This is a genomic window from Luteococcus peritonei (genome assembly GCF_039526385.1).
In the GTDB taxonomy this organism is placed as follows: Bacteria; Actinomycetota; Actinomycetes; order Propionibacteriales; family Propionibacteriaceae; genus Luteococcus; species Luteococcus peritonei.
In genome coordinates this window covers 20670-38627 of the sequence record NZ_BAAAIX010000033.1, presented here as the reverse complement: position 1 = coordinate 38627, position 17958 = coordinate 20670, and the positions used below count along the sequence as shown (strand labels likewise).

Sequence of the window (17958 nt, the reverse complement as noted above, 5' to 3'; positions counted from 1 at the left end):
GTCGAGGCAGCATGTCGTCGCAGGCTCCCGGCCCATGTCCTGCAGGGGCTCAGGCCGGTTGCGGATCGCTCTCGTCGAGGCCCTCGGCCACGGTGGCGATACCGTGGACGAGGTGCCCCGTGCTCAGCGGCGTGAGCAGCGCGCTGAGCCGACGGAAGAGGCCGCCGAGGCGCCCGAAGCCGGGGGCGCCTCGGGTGAGGCGCAGCCGAGTGCCACCGGGAGCCGGCGTCAGCACGAGGTGCAGGTAGAAGCCGTGCTGCTCCTTGTCGTCCCCGGTCCAGCGCTCCTGCCAGGCCACCGTGGTCCGGTCGGGGGTGGACTCGTCGACCACCCGGTGCAGGGCCTGGGTGAAGCCCTTGGCCCGGGCACGCTCCTGCTGCGCGGCGGGCGGCAGAACGACCTCGCCGGAGGCCTCGGCCTCGGGCCCATAGGGGCCCCACTGCGCCATCAGCGCCGGTTCGCGAACCACCCGGCAGGCGAGCGGGTAGGCCACGGGGAGGAAGCGCTCCACGACGGTGGTCGACTCGGGCTGCCCATCGAGCAGGCCCGGCACTGGTGCGGTGCGCTCGTGGCCGGTGGCGAAGGCGCCCGGACCCGCCGCCTCTTGACGCAGCGCGGCCACGTCGACCCCCGCCTTGTCGAGGGCGACGGCCGGGCCACCCGACGGGTGCTCGAGCAGCTGGCGCAGCATCTCCTGCTCGCCCCAGCGCAGCGGCAGCGCATTCAGCAACCGCTCCACCTCGGGGTCGAGCACGAGCTCGCGCGGCGCCGCAACCGTCTCCCGCAGCGAGCGACGCGGCCGCGGGGCAGGTGGCGTGATGCCCAGGGTGGCCAGGTCGTCGACCTCTCGGCCCCGGATGGCGGCGCGCAGACTCGGGAGCGTGGCGCCGTGGCGGGCGAGCAGTTCGGAGGCCGGGCCCCCGGCGGCGAGCAGGGACAGCAGCAGGTGGTCGAGCGTGATCCGCTGGGCGTCGGCGGCCTGCGCCTCGTGCCAGGCGGTGGTGAGGAGGGTGAAGGTCCGGGGCAGGGCGAGGCGAAGACGGGTGAGGCGGATCATGGCGTGCTCCTGGTGGTGTCAGCGAGAGGGCAGCAGGTCGGGGCGGACCCGGTTGCGGAACTTCTTGTGCACGGCCTGCCGGGTGACCCCCAAGCAGGCGGCGATCTCGGCCCACCCCAGCCCGGCGGCGAGGGCGGCCTCGACCTGGCGCAGCTCCAGGTCGTCGGTCAGGTGGCGCAGCGCTGCCACCGCGCGCAGCCCCTGACGGGGGTCGCTGGTGTCCCCAGCGGTCTGGGCGAGTCGCGTGCTGTCCATGTGAGCAACTTTGGTTGACATGTGGGCGTTTGTCAACCCAGGTTGCTCGGCTAGGGCGGGTGTCGCACGGTCATCCTCCGATCCTGATCGGGGCGCCCCGGCCGGCACCTCGCGCCCCGTGGGTTGACCTCGCGCTCATGGTGCAACCTTGCGCCTGGCATGACGCGCGCAAGGTTGCTTCGCGGGCGCGCCGTGGGTTCCAGGCGCGCACGGTGCACGCGAGAGGCGCGAAGCCGCCTGTGGCGTGACGGGCAACTCGTCGTCGAGGCACCAGTGCCTCTGGCAGAAAAACAGAAGGACCCCCAGTTACCTGGGGGTCCTTCTGCGTGGGCCTAACTGGACTTGAACCAGTGACCTCTGCCTTATCAGGGCAGCGCTCTAACCGACTGAGCTATAGGCCCGCAGCTGCTTTCGCAACGTTGAGGAACAATACTCCACCTTGGGCCCCCGGCTCAAATCGAGTCGGTCGGGCCCGGGCAGAGCCGCCCTCAGTCCTCCGCGAGGGTGACCTCGAGGCCGCCCATGACCGTGGCGGCCAGGTTGTAGAGGAAGCTGAACAGCGTGGCCAGGGCCGTGATCAGCACCACATTGATGGCGCTGATCAGGGCCGCGAAGCCCAGGATGCGCGGGGTGTTGACATAGGACTCCAGCCGGAAGGTGGACTCGCTGGTGGGGCTGGCCACCAGGTCGTTGACCGCCTTGTTGACGCTGTCGAAGACGCCCGAGGCGTTGATGACGCCCCAGATCACCCAGGTGGCCACGAAGAAGATGATCGCCCCGGCGATGGAGAACAGGAAGACCGTCTTCATCACCGACCACGGGTCCAGACGGGACAGGCGCAGCCGTGCCTTGCGGGTACGACGGTTGATGGACGGGCGTCCGGCCGCACCGGCGGAGGAGGTGGTGCCAGCAGCGGCACTGGTGGCACCGCTGGCGGCCATCTCGCCTCCGCTGACCCCGGTGGTACCCGGGTCGGCGTCGGGGCGACGCAGGTCACTGACCTTGTCGCTGACCGCGGCCCCCAGGCCGGTGGCGCCGGCGGAGATCTTCTTCAGGCCGCGCTGCCACGACGACTCGGCGGGCGCCTCGGCCGTGGCGGCGTCGACCACCTGGGTGGTCTGCTCAGCCTTGGCCTGGGCCGCCTGGGCCCCGATCTTCGCGGCGTCGGTGGTCTCACTCACCGGATTCCTCCTGGGTTTCCTCGGCCACGTCGGCCGATTCCTGCTCGTCAACGGTATCGCCCATCGACTCAGCATCCGGGTTCGACGCGTCGGCCGGGGCGTCGGAGCCGTTCACGGCCCCGTCGGAGGCCTGCTGCTCGCCGCCTTCGGGGGCTGTGGACTCGGCGCCCTCGAGGGCCTCATCGTCGTCGTGGTGCTCCGGGTTCAGCGCGATCAGCGAGACCGCGTCCTCCCCCCGCACGCCCACGAACTTCACGCCCATCGTGTCGCGTCCCTTGGCGGGCACGTCGGCGACCGCGGATCGGGTGACCTGGCCGGAGGTCTTGATGGCGATCACCTCGTCGTTCTCGCTGACCACCAGGCCGCCCACCAGGCTGCCGCGGTCCTCGGCCAGCTTCATCGCCTTGATGCCCAGGCCGCCACGGCCCTGCTGGCGGTACTCGCTGACGGCGGTGCGCTTGCCGTAGCCGCCGTCGGTGACGGTGAAGACGAAGCGGTCGTCCTCGGGCATGTCGGCGTCGATGATGGCCATGCTGAGCAGCGAGTCGCCCTCGCGGAACTTCATGCCGGTGACGCCGGAGGTGTTGCGGCCCATCGCGCGCAGCTGCTCGGCGTCGGCGCTGAAGCGGATCGCCTGGCCCTTGCGCGAGATCAGCAGCACGTCGTCGGCCTCGCTGCACAGCCCGGCACCGATCAGCTCGTCGTCCTCCTCGCGGAAGTTGATGGCGATCAGGCCCGCCTGGCGGGGGCTGTCGTACTGCTCCAGCGCAGTCTTCTTCACCAGGCCGTTGCGGGTGGCCAGCAGCAGGAAGTCGGCGTCGTTGTAGGAGCGCAGGCTCACCACCTGGGCGATCTTCTCGTCGGGCAGGAAGCTCAGCAGGCCGGCCACGTGACCGCCCTTGGCGTCACGACCACCCTCGGGCAGCTGCCAGGCCTTGATCCGGTAGACCCGGCCCATGTTGGTGAAGAAGAGCACCCAGTGGTGCGCCGTGGTGGCGAACAGGTGGGCCACCTCGTCGTCGCTGCGCAGGCTGGCACCCTTGACGCCCTTGCCGCCGCGCTTCTGCACTCGGTAGAGCTCGGTCTTGGTGCGCTTGGCGTAGCCGCCGTGGGTGATGGTGACCACCACGTCCTCGTCGGGGATGAAGTCCTCGTCGGAGAAGTCGCCGTCGGCCGCGATGATCTTCGTGCGACGCTCGTCGCCGTACTTCTCGGTGATCTCGGCCAGCTCGTCGGCGATGATCCGGCGCTGGCGCATCTCGTCGGCCAGGATCGCCTTCAGGTCGGCGATCAGGATCTCCAGCTCGGCCAGCTGGGCCCGGATCCTCTCGATCTCCATCGCGGCCAGACGACGCAGCTGCTGGTCGAGGATGTGGGTGGCCTGGTCGACGTCGATGTCCAGCAGCTCCATCAGACCGTCACGGGCCTGCTCGGTGGTGCGGGAGGCACGGATCAGCGCGATCACCTCGTCCAGCATGTCCAGCGCCTTGACCAGCCCTCGCCACAGGTGGGCCCGCTTTTCGGCCTGCGCCAACTGGAAGGCGGTGCGACGCTGGATCACCAGGATCTGGTGCTTGATCCAGTAGCTGATGAACTGGTCCAGGCGCAGGGTGCGGGGCACCTCGTCCACCAGGGCCAGCATGTTGCAGCCGAAGGTGTCCTGCAGCTGGGTGTGCTTGTACAGGTTGTTCAGCACGACGCGCGGCTGGGCGTCGCGCTTGAGGATGATGACCAGGCGCTGGCCGGCGCGCGAGGAGGTCTCGTCGCGCATGTCGGCGATGCCGTTGATCTTGCCGGCGTTGACCAGCTCGGCGATCTTCTGGGCCAGGTTGTCGGGATTGCACATGTAGGGCAATTCCTTGGCCACCAGCATGGTGCGCCCGTTCTTGTCCTCCTCGATGTCCACCACGGCGCGCATGGTGACCGAGCCACGGCCGGTGCGGTAGGCCTGCTCGATGCCCTCGCGGCCGACGATGGTGGCGCCCAGCGGGAAGTCGGGGCCCTTGATGAAGCCCATGGCGGCCTCGAGCAGCTCCTCCTCGCTGGCCTCGGGGTGCTCCAGCGCCCACTGCACGGCCTCGGTGACCTCGCGCAGGTTGTGGGTGGGGATGTTGGTGGCCATGCCCACGGCGATGCCGGTGGAGCCGTTGACCAGCAGGTTCGGGAAGCGGGCCGGCAGGACGCTGGGCTCCATCTCCCGGTTGTCGTAGTTGGGGCGGAAGTCGACGGTGTCCTGGTCGATCTCGCGGACCATCTCCATGGCCATCGGCGCCATCTTGCACTCGGTGTACCGCATGGCGGCGGCCGGGTCGTTGCCCGGGGAGCCGAAGTTGCCCTGGCCGTTGATCAGCGGCGCGCGCATCACCCAGGGCTGGGCCAGGCGGACCATGGTGTCGTAGATGGCCGAGTCACCGTGCGGGTGGTACTTGCCCATCACCTCGCCGACCACGCGGGAGCACTTGTTCCAGCCACGGTCGGGGCGGTAGCCGCCGTCGTACATGGCGTAGAGCACGCGGCGGTGCACCGGCTTGAGGCCGTCGCGCACGTCCGGCAGGGCGCGGCCCACGATGACGCTCATCGCATAGTCCAGGTAGGACTTCTGGATCTCGTCGTTGAGGTCGATCGGCTCGGTGCGCCCGTGGTTGGGCGCGTCGATCTCCTCGACGGTGCTGATCTGTCCCTCGGCCGGGGCCTGGTCGCCCTCGCCCGTGATCTCCTCGACGGGCGAGAGGTCCTCGGAATTGGCCTCGGCGTCGTCCCCGATGGGGCCCTGCGGAATGTCAGTCATTGTCTTCCCTCGTGACTACGTACTGCTTGAGTTCGTGGTGGGCCTCGACAAGCTCGGCCGCCGGTGAGGACCTACCCAGACCCTTCCGATCCGGAGCGCAGGCCCTGAGCGAGCTTGCGAGCGGCCGGGCCGGTGCGCGCGACGGCGCGGGGGTCCAAGGGGGTCGTCCCCCTTGCTGTCCTAGATGTCCAGGAAGCGGACGTCCTTGGCATTGCGCTGGATGAAGCTGCGTCGCTGCTCCACGTCCTCGCCCATCAGGATCGAGAACATCTGGTCGGCGCGGGCGGCGTCGTCCAGGGTCACCTGCAGCAGGATGCGGCCCTCGGGATCCATGGTGGTGTCCCACAGGTCCTGCGCGTCCATCTCGCCCAGACCCTTGTAGCGCTGGATCGGGTTGACGTTCGGCAGCTTCTTGCCGGCCTTCTGCCCGGCGTCGCGCAGGGCATCGCGCTCGGCATCGGAGTAGGCCAGCTCGTGCGGGGCATTGGTCCAGCGCAGCCGGAAGAGCGGCGGCTGGGCCAGGTAGACCTTGCCGGCCTCGATCAGCTTCGGCATGAAGCGGAAGAGCAGGGTCAGCAGCAGGGTGCGGATGTGCGCACCGTCCACGTCGGCATCGGCCATCAGGACGATCTTGTGGTAGCGCAGCTTGTCGATGTCGAAGTCCTCGTGCACGCCCGTTCCCAGGGCGTTGATGATGGCCTCGACCTCCTTGTTCTGCAGGATGCGGTCCAGCCGCGCCTTCTCGACGTTCAGGATCTTGCCGCGGATCGGCAGGATGGCCTGGGTGCGCGGGTCGCGGCCGCCCTTGGCGGAGCCACCGGCGGAGTCACCCTCGACGATGAAGACCTCGCACTCCAGCGGGTTGTTGCTGGAGCAGTCGGCCAGCTTGCCGGGCAGGCCACCGCCGCCGAGCAGGCCCTTGCGGTTGCGGGCCATGTCCCGGGCCTTGCGGGCGGCGATCCGGGCCTGGGCCGCGGCCTGCGACTTGCGGACGATGTCCTTGCCCTCGGCGGGATTGCGCTCGAACCAGTCGCCCAGCTTGTCGTTGACCACGCGCTGCACGAAGCTGCGCGCCTCGGTGTTGCCCAGCTTGGTCTTGGTCTGGCCCTCGAACTGCGGCTCGGCCAGCATGATCGAGATGATGGCGGTGAGGCCCTCACGGATGTCGTCGCCGGAGACGCGGTCCTCGCGCTTCTTGATCATGCCCCAGGCCTCGCCCCACTTGTTGACCGTATTGGTCAGTGCGGCGCGGAAGCCCTCCTCGTGGGTGCCACCCTCGATGGTGTTGATGGTGTTGGCGAAGGTGTGGACGCTGGAGGTGTAGGAGGTGTTCCACTGCAGCGCCACCTCCACGCCCATGCCGGCGTCGGGCATGTGGGCCTCGACGTTGACGACGCTGGGGTGGATCGGCTCGCGGGTGCCGTTGATGTACTTGACGTAGTCCACCAGGCCGTCGTCGTACTTGAAGGTGTCGCTGTTCTGCTTGCCCTCGTCGTCGACGCGGTCGGGCCGCTCGTCGGTGATGGTGATCTCGAGGCCCTTGTTCAGGAAGGCCATCTCGCGGAAGCGGGTGGCCAGGGTCTCGTAGGAGTAGTTGGTGGTCTCGAAGATGTCCGGGCTGGCGAAGAAGGTGACCTTGGTGCCGGTCTCCTCGCTCTGCTCGCACTGCTTGAGGTCGTAGTCCGGGTCGCCCAGGCTGAACTCCTGCTGCCAGCGGTAGCCGTCGCGCCAGACCTCCACCTTGAAGTGGCTGGACAGGGCGTTCACCACCGAGGAGCCGACGCCGTGCAGGCCGCCGGAGACCTTGTAGCCGCCGTCGCCGAACTTGCCGCCGGCGTGCAGCACGGTCAGCGCGACGGTGACGGCGGGAAGCCCGTGGGTGGGGTGCATCTTCACCGGGAAGCCACGGCCGTGGTCAGCCACGGAGATGCCGCCATCGGGCAGGATCGAGACCTCGATCTTGTCGCCGTAGCCGGCCAGGGCCTCGTCCACGGCGTTGTCGACGATCTCGTAGACCAGGTGGTGCAGGCCCCGCTCGCCGGTGGAGCCGATGTACATGCCGGGGCGCTTGCGCACCGCCTCGAGCCCCTCGAGGACCTGGATCTGACCGGCGTCGTAGCTGCCGGCGGCCACCGAGGTGTCGCCGGAGTCCGCCAACCCCTCAAGCCTGCCGGCGTCGTTGACGTCGGGCTCCTGCTCCTGGGCCGCGCCCTCGACGATGCCTGTGCTCTCGCTCACCTGGTGGTGCTCCTGTCCTGCCTCGGCCCCGGGCGTCCCGGGACGGGGCTCGTGGGGGCACTGTGACCAACGTCCAAATTCTAGCCGACGCGTGGAGCCAACGCCCAGTCGGCGAGGGGTGCGTCGCGAGGAATGGCTCTGGGCGGCATCTGGGGCCACCTCTCGCGCGCGATCAGGACCCTCACCTGGGCCCCCTCGCACCCGGGGTCCCCACAGCGCCCCTGTGGGCCGTTTCCGGACACGGACCGCTCACCTCCATCAGCCCGCAAGCGGCCGGGGCGCCGGGGGGGGTGGCCAGGCTCAGCCGTAGGTGTCGCGGGGGCCGCGCCCGTCGCGCACACTGCGTGAGCCGTGCTTCCAGGAGGGGGCGGTGGGTCCCAGGATGGTGATCCGGGTGACCGTGCCGTCCCCCAGCTCGCGGTTCAGCGTCGCCACCAGGCTTGGGGCCAGCTGGCGCAGGTTGGTGGCCCAGGCGGTGGACTCGCAGCGCACCGTGAGCACCGTGCCGGAATAGGCCTCCGGCTGGGAGTGCGCCGCATTGGTGGGCCCCACCAGGGACTCCCAGCGGTCCAGCAGGTTGCGCACGTTCACCTCACGCTGCCAGCCGCGCTCGTTGATCACCCGGCCCAGGGCGGCGCCGAGCAGCTGCGGGTCGCGCGCGTCGGGACCGGCACCGGAGCGCACCGTCGACTCGGTCCACTCCCGGCGACGACGCGGCTTCTTGCGCACGCCACGCGAGGGCGGCAGCACCGCACGGGTGCCCTCGGCGATCTGGCTGGCCAGGTCGAGGCCCAGCGGGTCGTGGTTGGCCAGCACCTCGCGGGCCGCCTGCAGGTCTTCCTCGGTGGGTCCGGATTCCTGCTCCCATTCGGATCCAGGGATCTCGCTCATGCCTCGTCCCCAACCGGAGCGTCCTCGTCCACCGACTCGTCCACAGCGTTTTCCACAGGCTGTGGAGTGATCCGTGTCACATCGGCACGTTCTGACTGCGGCTGCAGCGGCTCCCCGTCCAGCCCGGCTGGCACCACGGTCCCGGCCTGCACCCGGTAGCGACGCCCGGTGGGGCGGCCCTCGTCGTCGACGGTGAGGAGCTCAGGCACGTCGGTGGCCACCGCTGCGGTCACCAGCACCTGCTCGGCGTCGCGGACGTGCTCGGCCAGCCGGAGGCGGCGGGTGGCATCCAGCTCGGCGAAGACGTCATCCAGCACCAGGACGGGTTCGATGCCGTCGGCGCGCAGCAGCTCGAAGCTGCCCAGCCGCAGGGCCAGCGCCAGACTCCAGCACTCGCCGTGGCTGGCATAGCCCTTGGCGGGCAGCTCGCCGATGTAGAGGTGGAGGTCGTCGCGGTGCGGGCCCACCAGGCTCACGCCGCGGGCCATCTCCTCGCGGCGCCGCTCCGCCATGGCCTCGCGCAGCCGTCGCTCCAGCAGTTCTCGGCCGTGCTCCTCGGCCGGGCCCGGCTCGATGTCGAGGCTGGTGCGGTAGTCGGCGCGCACCACGTTGTTGGTGGGGGCGATCTCCGAGTAGGCGGTGGTGACATGGGGCATCAGGTCGGTGATGGTGTCCAGCCGGGCGTGCAGCAGCTCGCTGCCGATCCGCGCCACCTGCTCGTCCCAGGCCTCCAGGGTGGCCGCCGCATAGTCGTCGTCGGGCCGCTGGCCACGTCCGGACAGCGACTTGAGCAGGGCATTGCGCTGCTTCAGGGCGCGCTCGTAGTCGCTCTTCACCCCGGCCATCCGCGGCCAGCGGGTGATCACGATCTGGTCCAGGAAGCCCCGACGGTCGCTGGGGTCGCCCTTGACCACGGCCAGGTCCTCGGGGCTGAAGACGACGGTGCGCAGCACGCCGCAGATCTCGCGGGCCCGGGGCAGGGCATTGCGGTTGATCCGGCTGCGGTTCGCCTTGCCGGGGTTCACCTCGATCTCCAGCAGCAGCTTGCGCGGATCGTCCGAGGCGGCCTGCACCCGGCCGCGCACGATGGCCTGCGGCGTGCCGGCCTTGACCAGCGGGGCCTCCGAGCTGACCCGGTGCGAGCCCATGTGGGAGAGGTATTCGACGGCCTCCACCAGGTTGGTCTTGCCCTGCCCGTTGGAGCCGACGAAGATCGTCACACCCGGCCCCAGCTCCACGTCTGCGCTGGCATAGCAGCGCCAGTCGGTGAGGCTCAGGTGGTGGACGAACATGCTCCCGAGTCTATGGCCGCAGCGGACACGCTCCGTCCCTGCGCGTCGTTCCACGTGGAACGACGACGGGGCCCGCGTCCGTGACGGACCGGCGATGAGACCCGGGGTCACCCCTCCCCGTTGTCCATGAACCGTCGCCAGAACCAGTTGACGGCGGCCGCCAGCACCGAGAGGACCCCGAAGGACAGCAGGAAGACCAGCACCACGTGGAGGAACCACAGCAGATCCGGGGACTCCTGGTCCAGACCCGATGTCCAGAGCACCACCAAGGAGCACAAGAGACTGCTGAGCAGCGTCTTGGTCCTGCCGATCATGCACACCTCCAGGGGGTGGAACGACGACGGGGCCCGCGTCCGTGACGGACGCGGGCACCGCAGGTCATGGCTCAGTGGCCCTTGGGGTTGCCACCCTCGCCGGGAGTCATGGTGCCGTCGGGCTGCGCGGCGACCACGGCGTGGCCGCCGAACTCGTTGCGCATGGCGGCGATCATCTTCATGGCCGGCTTCTCCTCCTGCTGGCTCACGAAGCGGGCGAACAGGCTGGCCGCGATGGTGGGCACCGGGACGCCCAGGTCGACGGCGGCGTTCACGGTCCAGCGCCCCTCGCCGGAGTCCTCGGCGATGTCGTCGATCTTGTCCAGGTGCGGGTCCTTGTGCAGGGCATCGACCATCAGGTCCAGCAGCCAGGACCGGATCACCGTGCCCTCCTTCCAGGACTCGAAGGTGGCGGGCACGTCGGTGACGATCTCGGCCTTCTCCAGCAGCTCCCAGCCCTCGGCATAGGCCTGCATGATGGCGTACTCGATGCCGTTGTGGACCATCTTGGCGAAGTGGCCGGCGCCGTGGTTGCCGGCGTGCACGAAGCCGTACTGGCCCTCGGGCTTGAGCGCGTCGAAGACCGGCTGCACCTTGGCCACGTCGGCCGGGTCACCGCCCACCATCAGCGCGTAGCCGTTGTCCAGGCCCCAGACACCGCCGGAGACGCCGACGTCCAGGAAGCCGATCTGCTGGGTGGCCAGCTGCTCGGCGTGGCGGGAGTCGTTGGTCCACTTGGAGTTGCCGCCGTCGATGATCACGTCGCCGGGGCTGAGCATCTCGGCGAGCTTGCCGATGGTCTCGTCGACGAACTTCACGGGGAGCATCACCCAGACCACCTTGGGGGAGTCGGTGAGCTGGGCCACCATCTCCTCCAGGCTGGCGACGTCGGAGACCTCGGGGTTGACGTCGTAACCGATCACGGTGTGGCCGGCGCGGCGAATGCGCTCGCGCATGTTGCCGCCCATCTTGCCCAGGCCGACGAGTCCGATCTGCATGGTGGAGCCTCTCTTGGAAGAACTGTTGCGTGGCCAGCCTAGGTGGCCTCCCGCTCACCGGGCAGGCTTTTCGACCTCGGCCATCCAGTGGTTTCGCGGATGGGGAAACCACTCGACGGCCAGCCCGCCGCTCAGGCTTCGGTGGGCAGCGGCACCGCGGCCTCCTGCTGGGTGAGCAGCCGCGAGCGGGTCAGGAAGCGCAGCCCCTCCGGCCCCTCCAGGCTGAAGCCCGCGCCCCGGCCCGGCACCGCGTCGATGCACAGGTGGGTGTGGCTCCAGGCCGGGTACTGCGCCCGGGAGATCCACACCGGCACCTGCGCCTGACCCAGCTCCGCCAACCCGGGCACCACCAGGTGGCCGAGCAGCACGTCGGCCTCCCCGGTGAGGAAGTCGCCCTGTGGATAACACATCGGCGCCGAGCCGTCGCAGCAGCCGCCGGACTGGTGGAAGATCACCGGGCCGTGACGATCGACCAGCCGGACCAGCAGGTCGGCCGCCGCCTGGGTGAGACCGACGCGTCCCGGCGCGGGCTGGGGCAGCTCGCTCCACCAGGCCTCGCCGGTGGCGCAGGCCGACGCCGGGACCACTCGCTCGGGTCCCGTGGCGTCGGCCTGCAGCGGCTGGTCCATCGGCTCAGAAGAAGCCGAGCTTGTCAGGGCTGTAGCTCACCAGCAGGTTCTTGGTCTGCTGGTAGTGGTCGAGCATCATCTTGTGGTTCTCGCGCCCGATGCCGGACTGCTTGTAGCCACCGAAGGCGGCATGGGCGGGGTAGTGGTGGTAGCAGTTGGTCCACACCCGGCCGGCCTGGATGGCGCGGCCGATGTGGTAGGCGCGGTGCATGTGGCGGGTCCACAGCCCGGCGCCCAGGCCGTAGATGGTGTCATTGGCGATCTGCATCGCCTCGTCGTCGTCGGCGAAGCTGGTGAGCGCCACCACCGGGCCGAAGATCTCCTCCTGGAAGATCCGCATCGAGTTGCTGCCCTCGAGGATGGTGGGCTGGATGTAGTAACCACCCGACAGGTCGCCACCCAGGTCGGCCCGGTCGCCGCCGGTGAGCACGGTGGCGCCCTCCTCGCGGCCGATCTTGAGGTAGCTCATGATCTTCTCGAACTGGTCGTTGCTGGCCTGGGCGCCCATCATGGTCTCGGTGTCGAGCGGGTTGCCCTGCTTGATGGCCTCCACCCGCTTGATGCCGTCGGGGACGAAGCTGTCGTAGATGCTCCTCTGCACCAGCGCTCGGCTGGGGCAGGTGCAGACCTCGCCTTGGTTGAGCGCGAACATGGCGAAGCCCTCCAGGGCCTTGTCGTAGAAGGCGTCGTTCTTCTCGGCGATGTCCTCGAAGAACAGGTTGGGGCTCTTGCCGCCCAGCTCCAGGGTGACGGGGATGATGTTCTGGCTGGCGTACTGCATGATCAGCCGGCCCGTGGTGGTCTCGCCGGTGAAGGCGATCTTCGCGATCCGCGGATTGCTGGCCAGCGGCTTGCCGGCCTCCACACCGAAGCCGTTGACGATGTTCACCACGCCGGCGGGGAGCAGGTCACCGATGATCTCGAAGAGCTTGAGGATGCTCCACGGGGTCTGCTCGGCAGGCTTGAGCACCACCGCATTGCCGGCGGCCAGGGCGGGGGCCAGCTTCCAGACCGCCATCAGGATGGGGAAGTTCCACGGGATGATCTGTCCCACCACGCCCAGCGGCTCGTGGAAGTGGTAGGCCACCGTCTCGGCGTCGATCTGGCTGATCGAACCCTCCTGGGCCCGCAGGCAGCCGGCGAAGTAGCGGAAGTGGTCGATGGCCAGCGGGATGTCGGCGTTGAGGGTCTCGCGCACCGCCTTGCCGTTGTCCCAGGTCTCCGCGACGGCGATCTCCTCCAGGTGCTGCTCCATCCGGTCCGCGATCCGCAGCAGCACATTGGCACGGTCGGTGTCGGAGGTGCGCCCCCAGGCGGGAGCGGCTGCGTGGGCTGCATCGAGCGCCTTCTCGATGTCGTCGGCCGTGCCGCGGGCCACCCGCGTGAAGACCTGGCCGGTGACCGGCGTGATGTTGTCGAAGTACTGACCCGAGGCCGGTTCGACCCATTCGTTGTTGATCCAGTGCCCGTAGGACTCCTTGACGCTGATCTTCGACTCGCTGGAACCGGGCTGTGGATAGACGGCCATTCTGGATCTCCCCCATCGACGGTGACGGTTGTGCCGAGAGCGCTCCCGGCTGTGATGTTCACCACACTGTAGGGAGGCTCACCCCGAGACGGAAGACCTTGGGGAGATCGACGCCTGTCCCCAGCCCGGGGGACTTGTCCACAGGTGCTGTGGACAAGTGGGTGCCGGTGGAACGTGCCACAGGCGGCCTCCCCACCCAGGGTGGGGAAACCGCCTGTGGACAAGTCGTGCCGGGGTCAGCTGGGCAGGCGCATCAGCATGATCACGTGCTTGTAGTCGGGCAGCGGGTCGCCGTCCAGGTCAGCCAGGCCGGTCACCAGGCAGGGCTTGCCCGGGGCGGTGAAGGCGAAGTGCACGTAGGGGGTGTCCAGCGCGTTCAGGGCGTCGGTCAGGTAGTGCGGGTTGAAGCCGGCCGCGGTGATCGGCTGCTCGCCGCCAGCATGGTTCTCCACGACGGCCTCGATGGCCTCGCTGGCCTGGGCCTGGTCGCCGGTGGCGGCCTCCAGGGCCACCTGGCCGTCGCCGATCATCATCCGCAGCGGGGTGTTGCGCTCGGCCACCAGGGCCACGCGCTTCACCGAGGAGATCAGGTCGGCCGTGTTGACGCGCACCGAGAGGGCGGCCTGCACGTTCATCAGGTGGCGCACCTTGGGGAACTCGCCGTCGAGCAGCCGGGTGGTGATCTGGCGGGTGCCGCCGGAGCCCTCACCCTCGAAGCCGATCAGGCCGTCGCCGGCCGAGGCGTTGGACAGGCTCATGGTGACGCTCTCGCCGGCCACCATCGACTTGGCGGTCTCGCTGAGCACCTTGGCCGGCACCAGGGCGGCGCCGGAGGCCTGGGAATTGGCCGGACGCCAGGTGAGCTCCTTGAGCGCCATCCGGTAGCGGTCGGTGGCCAGCAGGGAGAGCGTCTCGCCCTCGATCTCGACGCGCACGCCGGTGAAGACGGGCAGCAGCTCGTCGCGACCGGCGGCCACGACCACCTGGCCGACGGCGCGGGCGAAGTCGTCGCTCTCCACGGTGCCGGTGGCGGCGGGCATCTCCGGCAGGTTGGGGTAGTCGGCCACCGGCAGGGTCTGCAGGGTGAAGCGGGCCGAGCCGCAGACCAGCTCCATGCGGTTCTCGTCGCTGGTCAGCTCCACCGGGCGGTTGGGCAGGCTGCGGGCGATGTCGGCCAGCAGGCGGCCGGAGACCAGGGCCTCGCCCGGCTCAACGACCTCTGCCTTGACGTTGATCTGCGCCGAGGTCTCGTAGTCGAAGCTCGACATCGTGACGCCGGACTCGTCGGCCTTCACCAGCAGGCCGGCCAGGATCGGGACGCTGGGGCGGGTCGGCAGGCTTCGTGCGGCCCAGGCCACGGCCTCGGCCATCACATCGCGTTCCAGACGAATCTTCACGGCGTCCCCTTCTGGGTACTGGTTGGTCAGCTGGTTGGCACCCGACGGTGTCGGCAGGTGGCGCGTGGGCATCATATCCATGCCCGACAGGGCCAGGGCAGGCCACCGGCTGCTTCTCTCGTCCTGCGGTTGAGAGTCCCGGGGTCGAGAGTCCCAGGGGCTCCTGCGGCGGTTCCCCTCTGCCGACACCTGATGGTGGGTCACCGATTCGGTGACGTCCCCATGGTCAGCTCCTTGGTGCTGGTGCACCTGGGTCCTCGACGGCCCGGGTTTCCCACAGATCCGCGCCCCCCAGACTTTGAAGACCTTGGAGATGTATGGATAACCGTCATGGTCATCACTTCTGTGGATCCTGTGGAAAAGCCTCGTCACAGCTTGCCAGAGTGCAGATGGTCGGTGTGGACGGAGTGTGGGCAGCGTGGAATCACACGGGTGGAAGTTGTGCATCACCGGCGGGGTGCTCGAGCTGCGTCCACCGGCTCTCAACAACGGTGGCCCCCGCCACCCACCGTTTGTCCACAGTCCTGCCCCCAGTTGTGCACAGCCGGTAGGTCGAATGGACCTGCCCTGTGTGCGGCGTCATACTGGGCTCAGTCGACGGCCAGACCAGCCCCGACCAGCGAAGGAACGGAACGGCAGTGAGCGGAGCAGACCAGCACGAACCGAGCGCCAAGGGTGACCGTCGCCGGGCACAGATCCTGGACACGGCCGTCCAGCTGTTCGGTGAGGTGGGCTACCGCGGCACCTCGCTGCGCGACATCGCCACCCGGGTGGGCATCACCCACCCCGGCCTGCTGTACCACTTCAAGAGCAAGGAAGAGCTGTTGCTCGAGGTGCTGGCCCGGCGCGACGACGACAACCGGATCCGCTTCCACTTCGACGACGACATGACCCCCCTGCAGCACGCCCGTGCCCTGGTGGAGCTGGCCCGGCACAATGCCGAGCGCCAGGAACTGGTGGAACTGTTCGCCACCCTGTCGGCCGAGGCCACCGACCCGGGCCATCCGGCCCACACCTACTTCACGCTGCGCTACGAGATGATGTGCGAGCAGAACACCGCCCTGTTCCGACGCCTGGGCGAGGCCGGCCTGCTGCGCGAGGGTGTGAGGCCCGACCGCGCCGCCCGGGGGCTGATCGCCCTGATGGACGGCCTGCAGGTGCAGTGGCTCTACGACCGCGGGAGCATCGACATGTCCGCCGACCTGACGGCCTGGCTGGACGCGGTGCTGGTGCGCCCGCTGGCGGTCCTGGAGACCGAGGCGGCCGACGCCGCCTGAGCGGCTCGACGACGAACGGGCCGCTCCCCCGGTGGGGAACGGCCCGTCGTGCTGCTGTGGGACTACTGCCCCTGCTGCTTGATCCGGTTGGTCAGCTCGGTGACCTGGTTGAAGACGCTGCGACGTTCGCGCAGCAGCTCGCGGATCTTGCGGTCCGCGTGCATCACGGTGGTGTGGTCCTTGCCGCCGAAGAGCTGCCCGATCTTGGGCAGGCTCATGTCGGTCAGCTCGCGGCACAGGTACATGGCGATCTGGCGGGCGGTCACCAGCACGTGGGTGCGCGAGGCGCCGGTCAGCTCCTCCATGGTGATGCCGAAGTAGGCGGCCGTCTCGTTCATGATCAGCTGCGGCGTCACCTCGGACTCGGTGCCCTCGGGGATCAGGTCCTTGAGCACGATCTGCGCCAGCTCCAGGTCCACCTCCTGGCGCTGCAGCGAGGCGAAGGCGGTGACCCGGATCAGCGCGCCCTCCAGCTCGCGGATGTTGGTCTGGATCTTGGAGGCGATGAACTCCAGCACCTCGGGACCGGCCGTGAGGTTCTGGGTGGCGGCCATCCGCTTCAGGATGGCGATCCGGGTCTCGAGGTCCGGCGGCTGGATGTCGGTGATCAGACCCCACTCGAAGCGGCTGCGCAGCCGGGGCTCCAGGGCCTCCAGCAGCTTGGGCGGCCGGTCGGAGGTCATCACGATCTGCTTCTGCGCATTGTGCAGGGTGTTGAAGGTGTGGAAGAACTCCTCCTGCGTCTGGATCTTCGACTCCAGGAACTGGATGTCGTCGATCAGCAGGACGTCGACGTCGCGGTAGGTGCGACGGAACTGCGCGGTGCGGTTGTCGCTGATGGCATTGATGAAGTCATTGGTCAGCTCCTCGGTGCTGACGTACTTCACGCGGACCCGGTCGTAGTAGTTGCGCACGTAGTGGCCGATCGCGTGCAGCAGGTGGGTCTTGCCCAGGCCGGACTCGCCGTAGATCATCAGCGGGTTGTAGCTCTTGCCGGGGGCCTCGGCGACGGCGGCCGCGGCGGCGTGCGCGAAGCGGTTCGAGGAACCGATGACGAAGGTCTCGAAGGTGTACTTGGGGTTCAGCCGGTCGACGTCGCCACCGGAGGCGGGTGCCGGGGCCGGTTCGCCGGTGGCGCTGCCCGGACGGGGACGCTCGGTGTCGCTGCGCGGGATGAACTGGGCCGGCTCGGGATCCAGCTCCTCGGGGTCCTCCTCGCGCTCGGGCACCTCGAGGCTGAGCTCCAGGTCCGGCTCGACGGTGATGGCCAGGCGCATCTGCCGGTGGAAGAAGTCACTCAGCGACTCCTCGATCTGGACCCGCAGCCGGGTCTCGATCCGCTCGCGCGTGAACTCGTTGGGGACGGCGATCATCACCGTCGACTCGTGCATGGTGAGCGGCTTGGTGTTCTTCAGCCAGGCCTTGTTGGGGCCGTCCGCGCTGGTCTGGATGTGCTTCCAAGCCTTGGTCAGCTGTGCCGCCGGGTCCTCCGGGGCCTTGTGCACTGACGTATTGCTCACTTCACACCCATCTTCGCCCCACGAACTGTGGGCCGTGGTCCTCGCGGGGGGACGAGGTGGCCCTTGCTCCCCGTGCGGGGAAACGCTGTACGACAACGCTGTCCACAAAGTTTTCCACAGCTTGTGCGCTGCGGCCAGTTCGACGGCGCTCCCCCGAGCGGCGTCCTGTGGAAAACCGGTGGTACAGGGGCATGACGATACTTTCGCTTCCTCGAGTCGGGCAAGCCGAGGGCGAAGAATGTTTGCCGTCCTGCGGCGTGTCGAGTGGACTACACCGTTGTGATTCGTTCGCTTTCCGGGGCTGGGGTCGGCGCGGGTTTGGCAATCGCGGCCCGGTGCCCGTATCGTTGACAGGTCGCCGGAAGTCGGCGACGACTTCCCCGCGCCAGGGCGGACGTCACATCCGTCCGCCCGGGTATCCAACTTCGAAGACAAAGGGAGTAATCCCCGTGACCAAGCGCACTTTCCAGCCCAGCAACCGCCGTCGTTCGCGTACCCACGGCTTCCGCGCCCGCATGAGCACCCGCGCCGGCCGCGCCATCCTGGCTGCGCGTCGTCGCAAGGGTCGCGCCGAGCTGTCTGCCTGACGAGTC

Annotated in this window: 14 protein-coding genes, 1 tRNA gene and 1 pseudogene; 2 read left to right on the top strand and 14 right to left on the bottom strand. The window is 68.9% G+C overall.

What is annotated here, in order from left to right:
• Positions 1-49: 49 nt before the first annotated feature.
• The 13 genes and pseudogenes from ABD073_RS13565 to dnaN form a co-directional block, all read right to left on the bottom strand.
• Complete coding sequence (locus ABD073_RS13565) at positions 50-1057, bottom strand: Clp protease N-terminal domain-containing protein (protein ID WP_343875440.1); 1008 nt, start codon at positions 1055-1057, stop codon at positions 50-52.
• Between the two features lie 18 nt (positions 1058-1075).
• Positions 1076-1312: a helix-turn-helix domain-containing protein gene (locus tag ABD073_RS13560; RefSeq protein WP_343875439.1), complete on the bottom strand. Its 237-nt coding sequence runs from the start codon at positions 1310-1312 to the stop codon at positions 1076-1078.
• A 327-nt stretch (positions 1313-1639) separates the two neighbouring features.
• Positions 1640-1713, bottom strand: a tRNA-Ile gene (locus tag ABD073_RS13555).
• An 87-nt stretch (positions 1714-1800) separates the two neighbouring features.
• Positions 1801-2302: pseudogene (locus ABD073_RS13550) on the bottom strand (DUF3566 domain-containing protein); the annotation flags it as partial.
• Positions 2303-2485: 183 nt separating this feature from the next.
• Positions 2486-5281, bottom strand: coding sequence for a DNA gyrase subunit A (gyrA, locus tag ABD073_RS13545; RefSeq protein WP_343875434.1), 2796 nt, complete (start codon positions 5279-5281; stop codon positions 2486-2488).
• 180 nt (positions 5282-5461) lie between these two features.
• Positions 5462-7501 carry a DNA topoisomerase (ATP-hydrolyzing) subunit B gene (gene gyrB / locus ABD073_RS13540; protein ID WP_386751624.1) on the bottom strand — a complete coding sequence of 680 codons (2040 nt, stop codon included), beginning with the start codon at positions 7499-7501 and terminating at the stop codon, positions 5462-5464.
• 318 nt (positions 7502-7819) lie between these two features.
• Complete coding sequence (locus ABD073_RS13535; protein WP_343875432.1) at positions 7820-8410, bottom strand: DciA family protein; 591 nt, start codon at positions 8408-8410, stop codon at positions 7820-7822.
• On the bottom strand, positions 8407-9702 hold the full coding sequence (gene recF, locus ABD073_RS13530; protein ID WP_343875430.1) for a DNA replication/repair protein RecF: 1296 nt from the start codon (positions 9700-9702) through the stop codon (positions 8407-8409). The genes ABD073_RS13535 and recF overlap by 4 nt, the downstream gene beginning before the upstream one ends.
• Positions 9703-9809: 107 nt before the next feature.
• Positions 9810-10016: a hypothetical protein gene (locus ABD073_RS13525; protein WP_343875429.1), complete on the bottom strand. Its 207-nt coding sequence runs from the start codon at positions 10014-10016 to the stop codon at positions 9810-9812.
• Between the two features lie 71 nt (positions 10017-10087).
• A complete protein-coding gene (gene gnd, locus ABD073_RS13520; RefSeq protein WP_343875427.1) occupies positions 10088-11014 on the bottom strand; it encodes a phosphogluconate dehydrogenase (NAD(+)-dependent, decarboxylating) in 927 nt (308 codons plus the stop codon).
• A gap of 131 nt (positions 11015-11145) precedes the next feature.
• Positions 11146-11643: a DUF779 domain-containing protein gene (locus ABD073_RS13515; protein WP_343875425.1), complete on the bottom strand. Its 498-nt coding sequence runs from the start codon at positions 11641-11643 to the stop codon at positions 11146-11148.
• A gap of 4 nt (positions 11644-11647) precedes the next feature.
• The gene (exaC, locus tag ABD073_RS13510; protein ID WP_343875424.1) at positions 11648-13171 is read right to left on the bottom strand and encodes an acetaldehyde dehydrogenase ExaC; all 1524 of its coding nucleotides are present in this window, start codon (positions 13169-13171) and stop codon (positions 11648-11650) included.
• A gap of 236 nt (positions 13172-13407) precedes the next feature.
• Positions 13408-14568 (bottom strand): DNA polymerase III subunit beta, encoded by a 1161-nt coding sequence (dnaN, locus tag ABD073_RS13505; protein ID WP_343875423.1) that lies wholly within the window; start codon positions 14566-14568, stop codon positions 13408-13410.
• Between the two features lie 638 nt (positions 14569-15206).
• Between dnaN and ABD073_RS13500 the strand changes: the two genes are divergently transcribed.
• Positions 15207-15845 (top strand): TetR/AcrR family transcriptional regulator, encoded by a 639-nt coding sequence (locus ABD073_RS13500; protein WP_343875422.1) that lies wholly within the window; start codon positions 15207-15209, stop codon positions 15843-15845.
• 62 nt (positions 15846-15907) lie between these two features.
• Here ABD073_RS13500 and dnaA read toward each other — a convergent pair whose 3' ends face one another.
• The gene (gene dnaA, locus ABD073_RS13495) at positions 15908-17461 is read right to left on the bottom strand and encodes a chromosomal replication initiator protein DnaA (protein WP_386751615.1); all 1554 of its coding nucleotides are present in this window, start codon (positions 17459-17461) and stop codon (positions 15908-15910) included.
• Positions 17462-17814: 353 nt separating this feature from the next.
• Here dnaA and rpmH point away from each other — a divergent pair, with 353 nt between their 5' ends.
• Complete coding sequence (gene rpmH / locus ABD073_RS13490; RefSeq protein WP_343875419.1) at positions 17815-17952, top strand: 50S ribosomal protein L34; 138 nt, start codon at positions 17815-17817, stop codon at positions 17950-17952.
• The last annotated feature ends 6 nt before the right edge of the window (positions 17953-17958 follow it).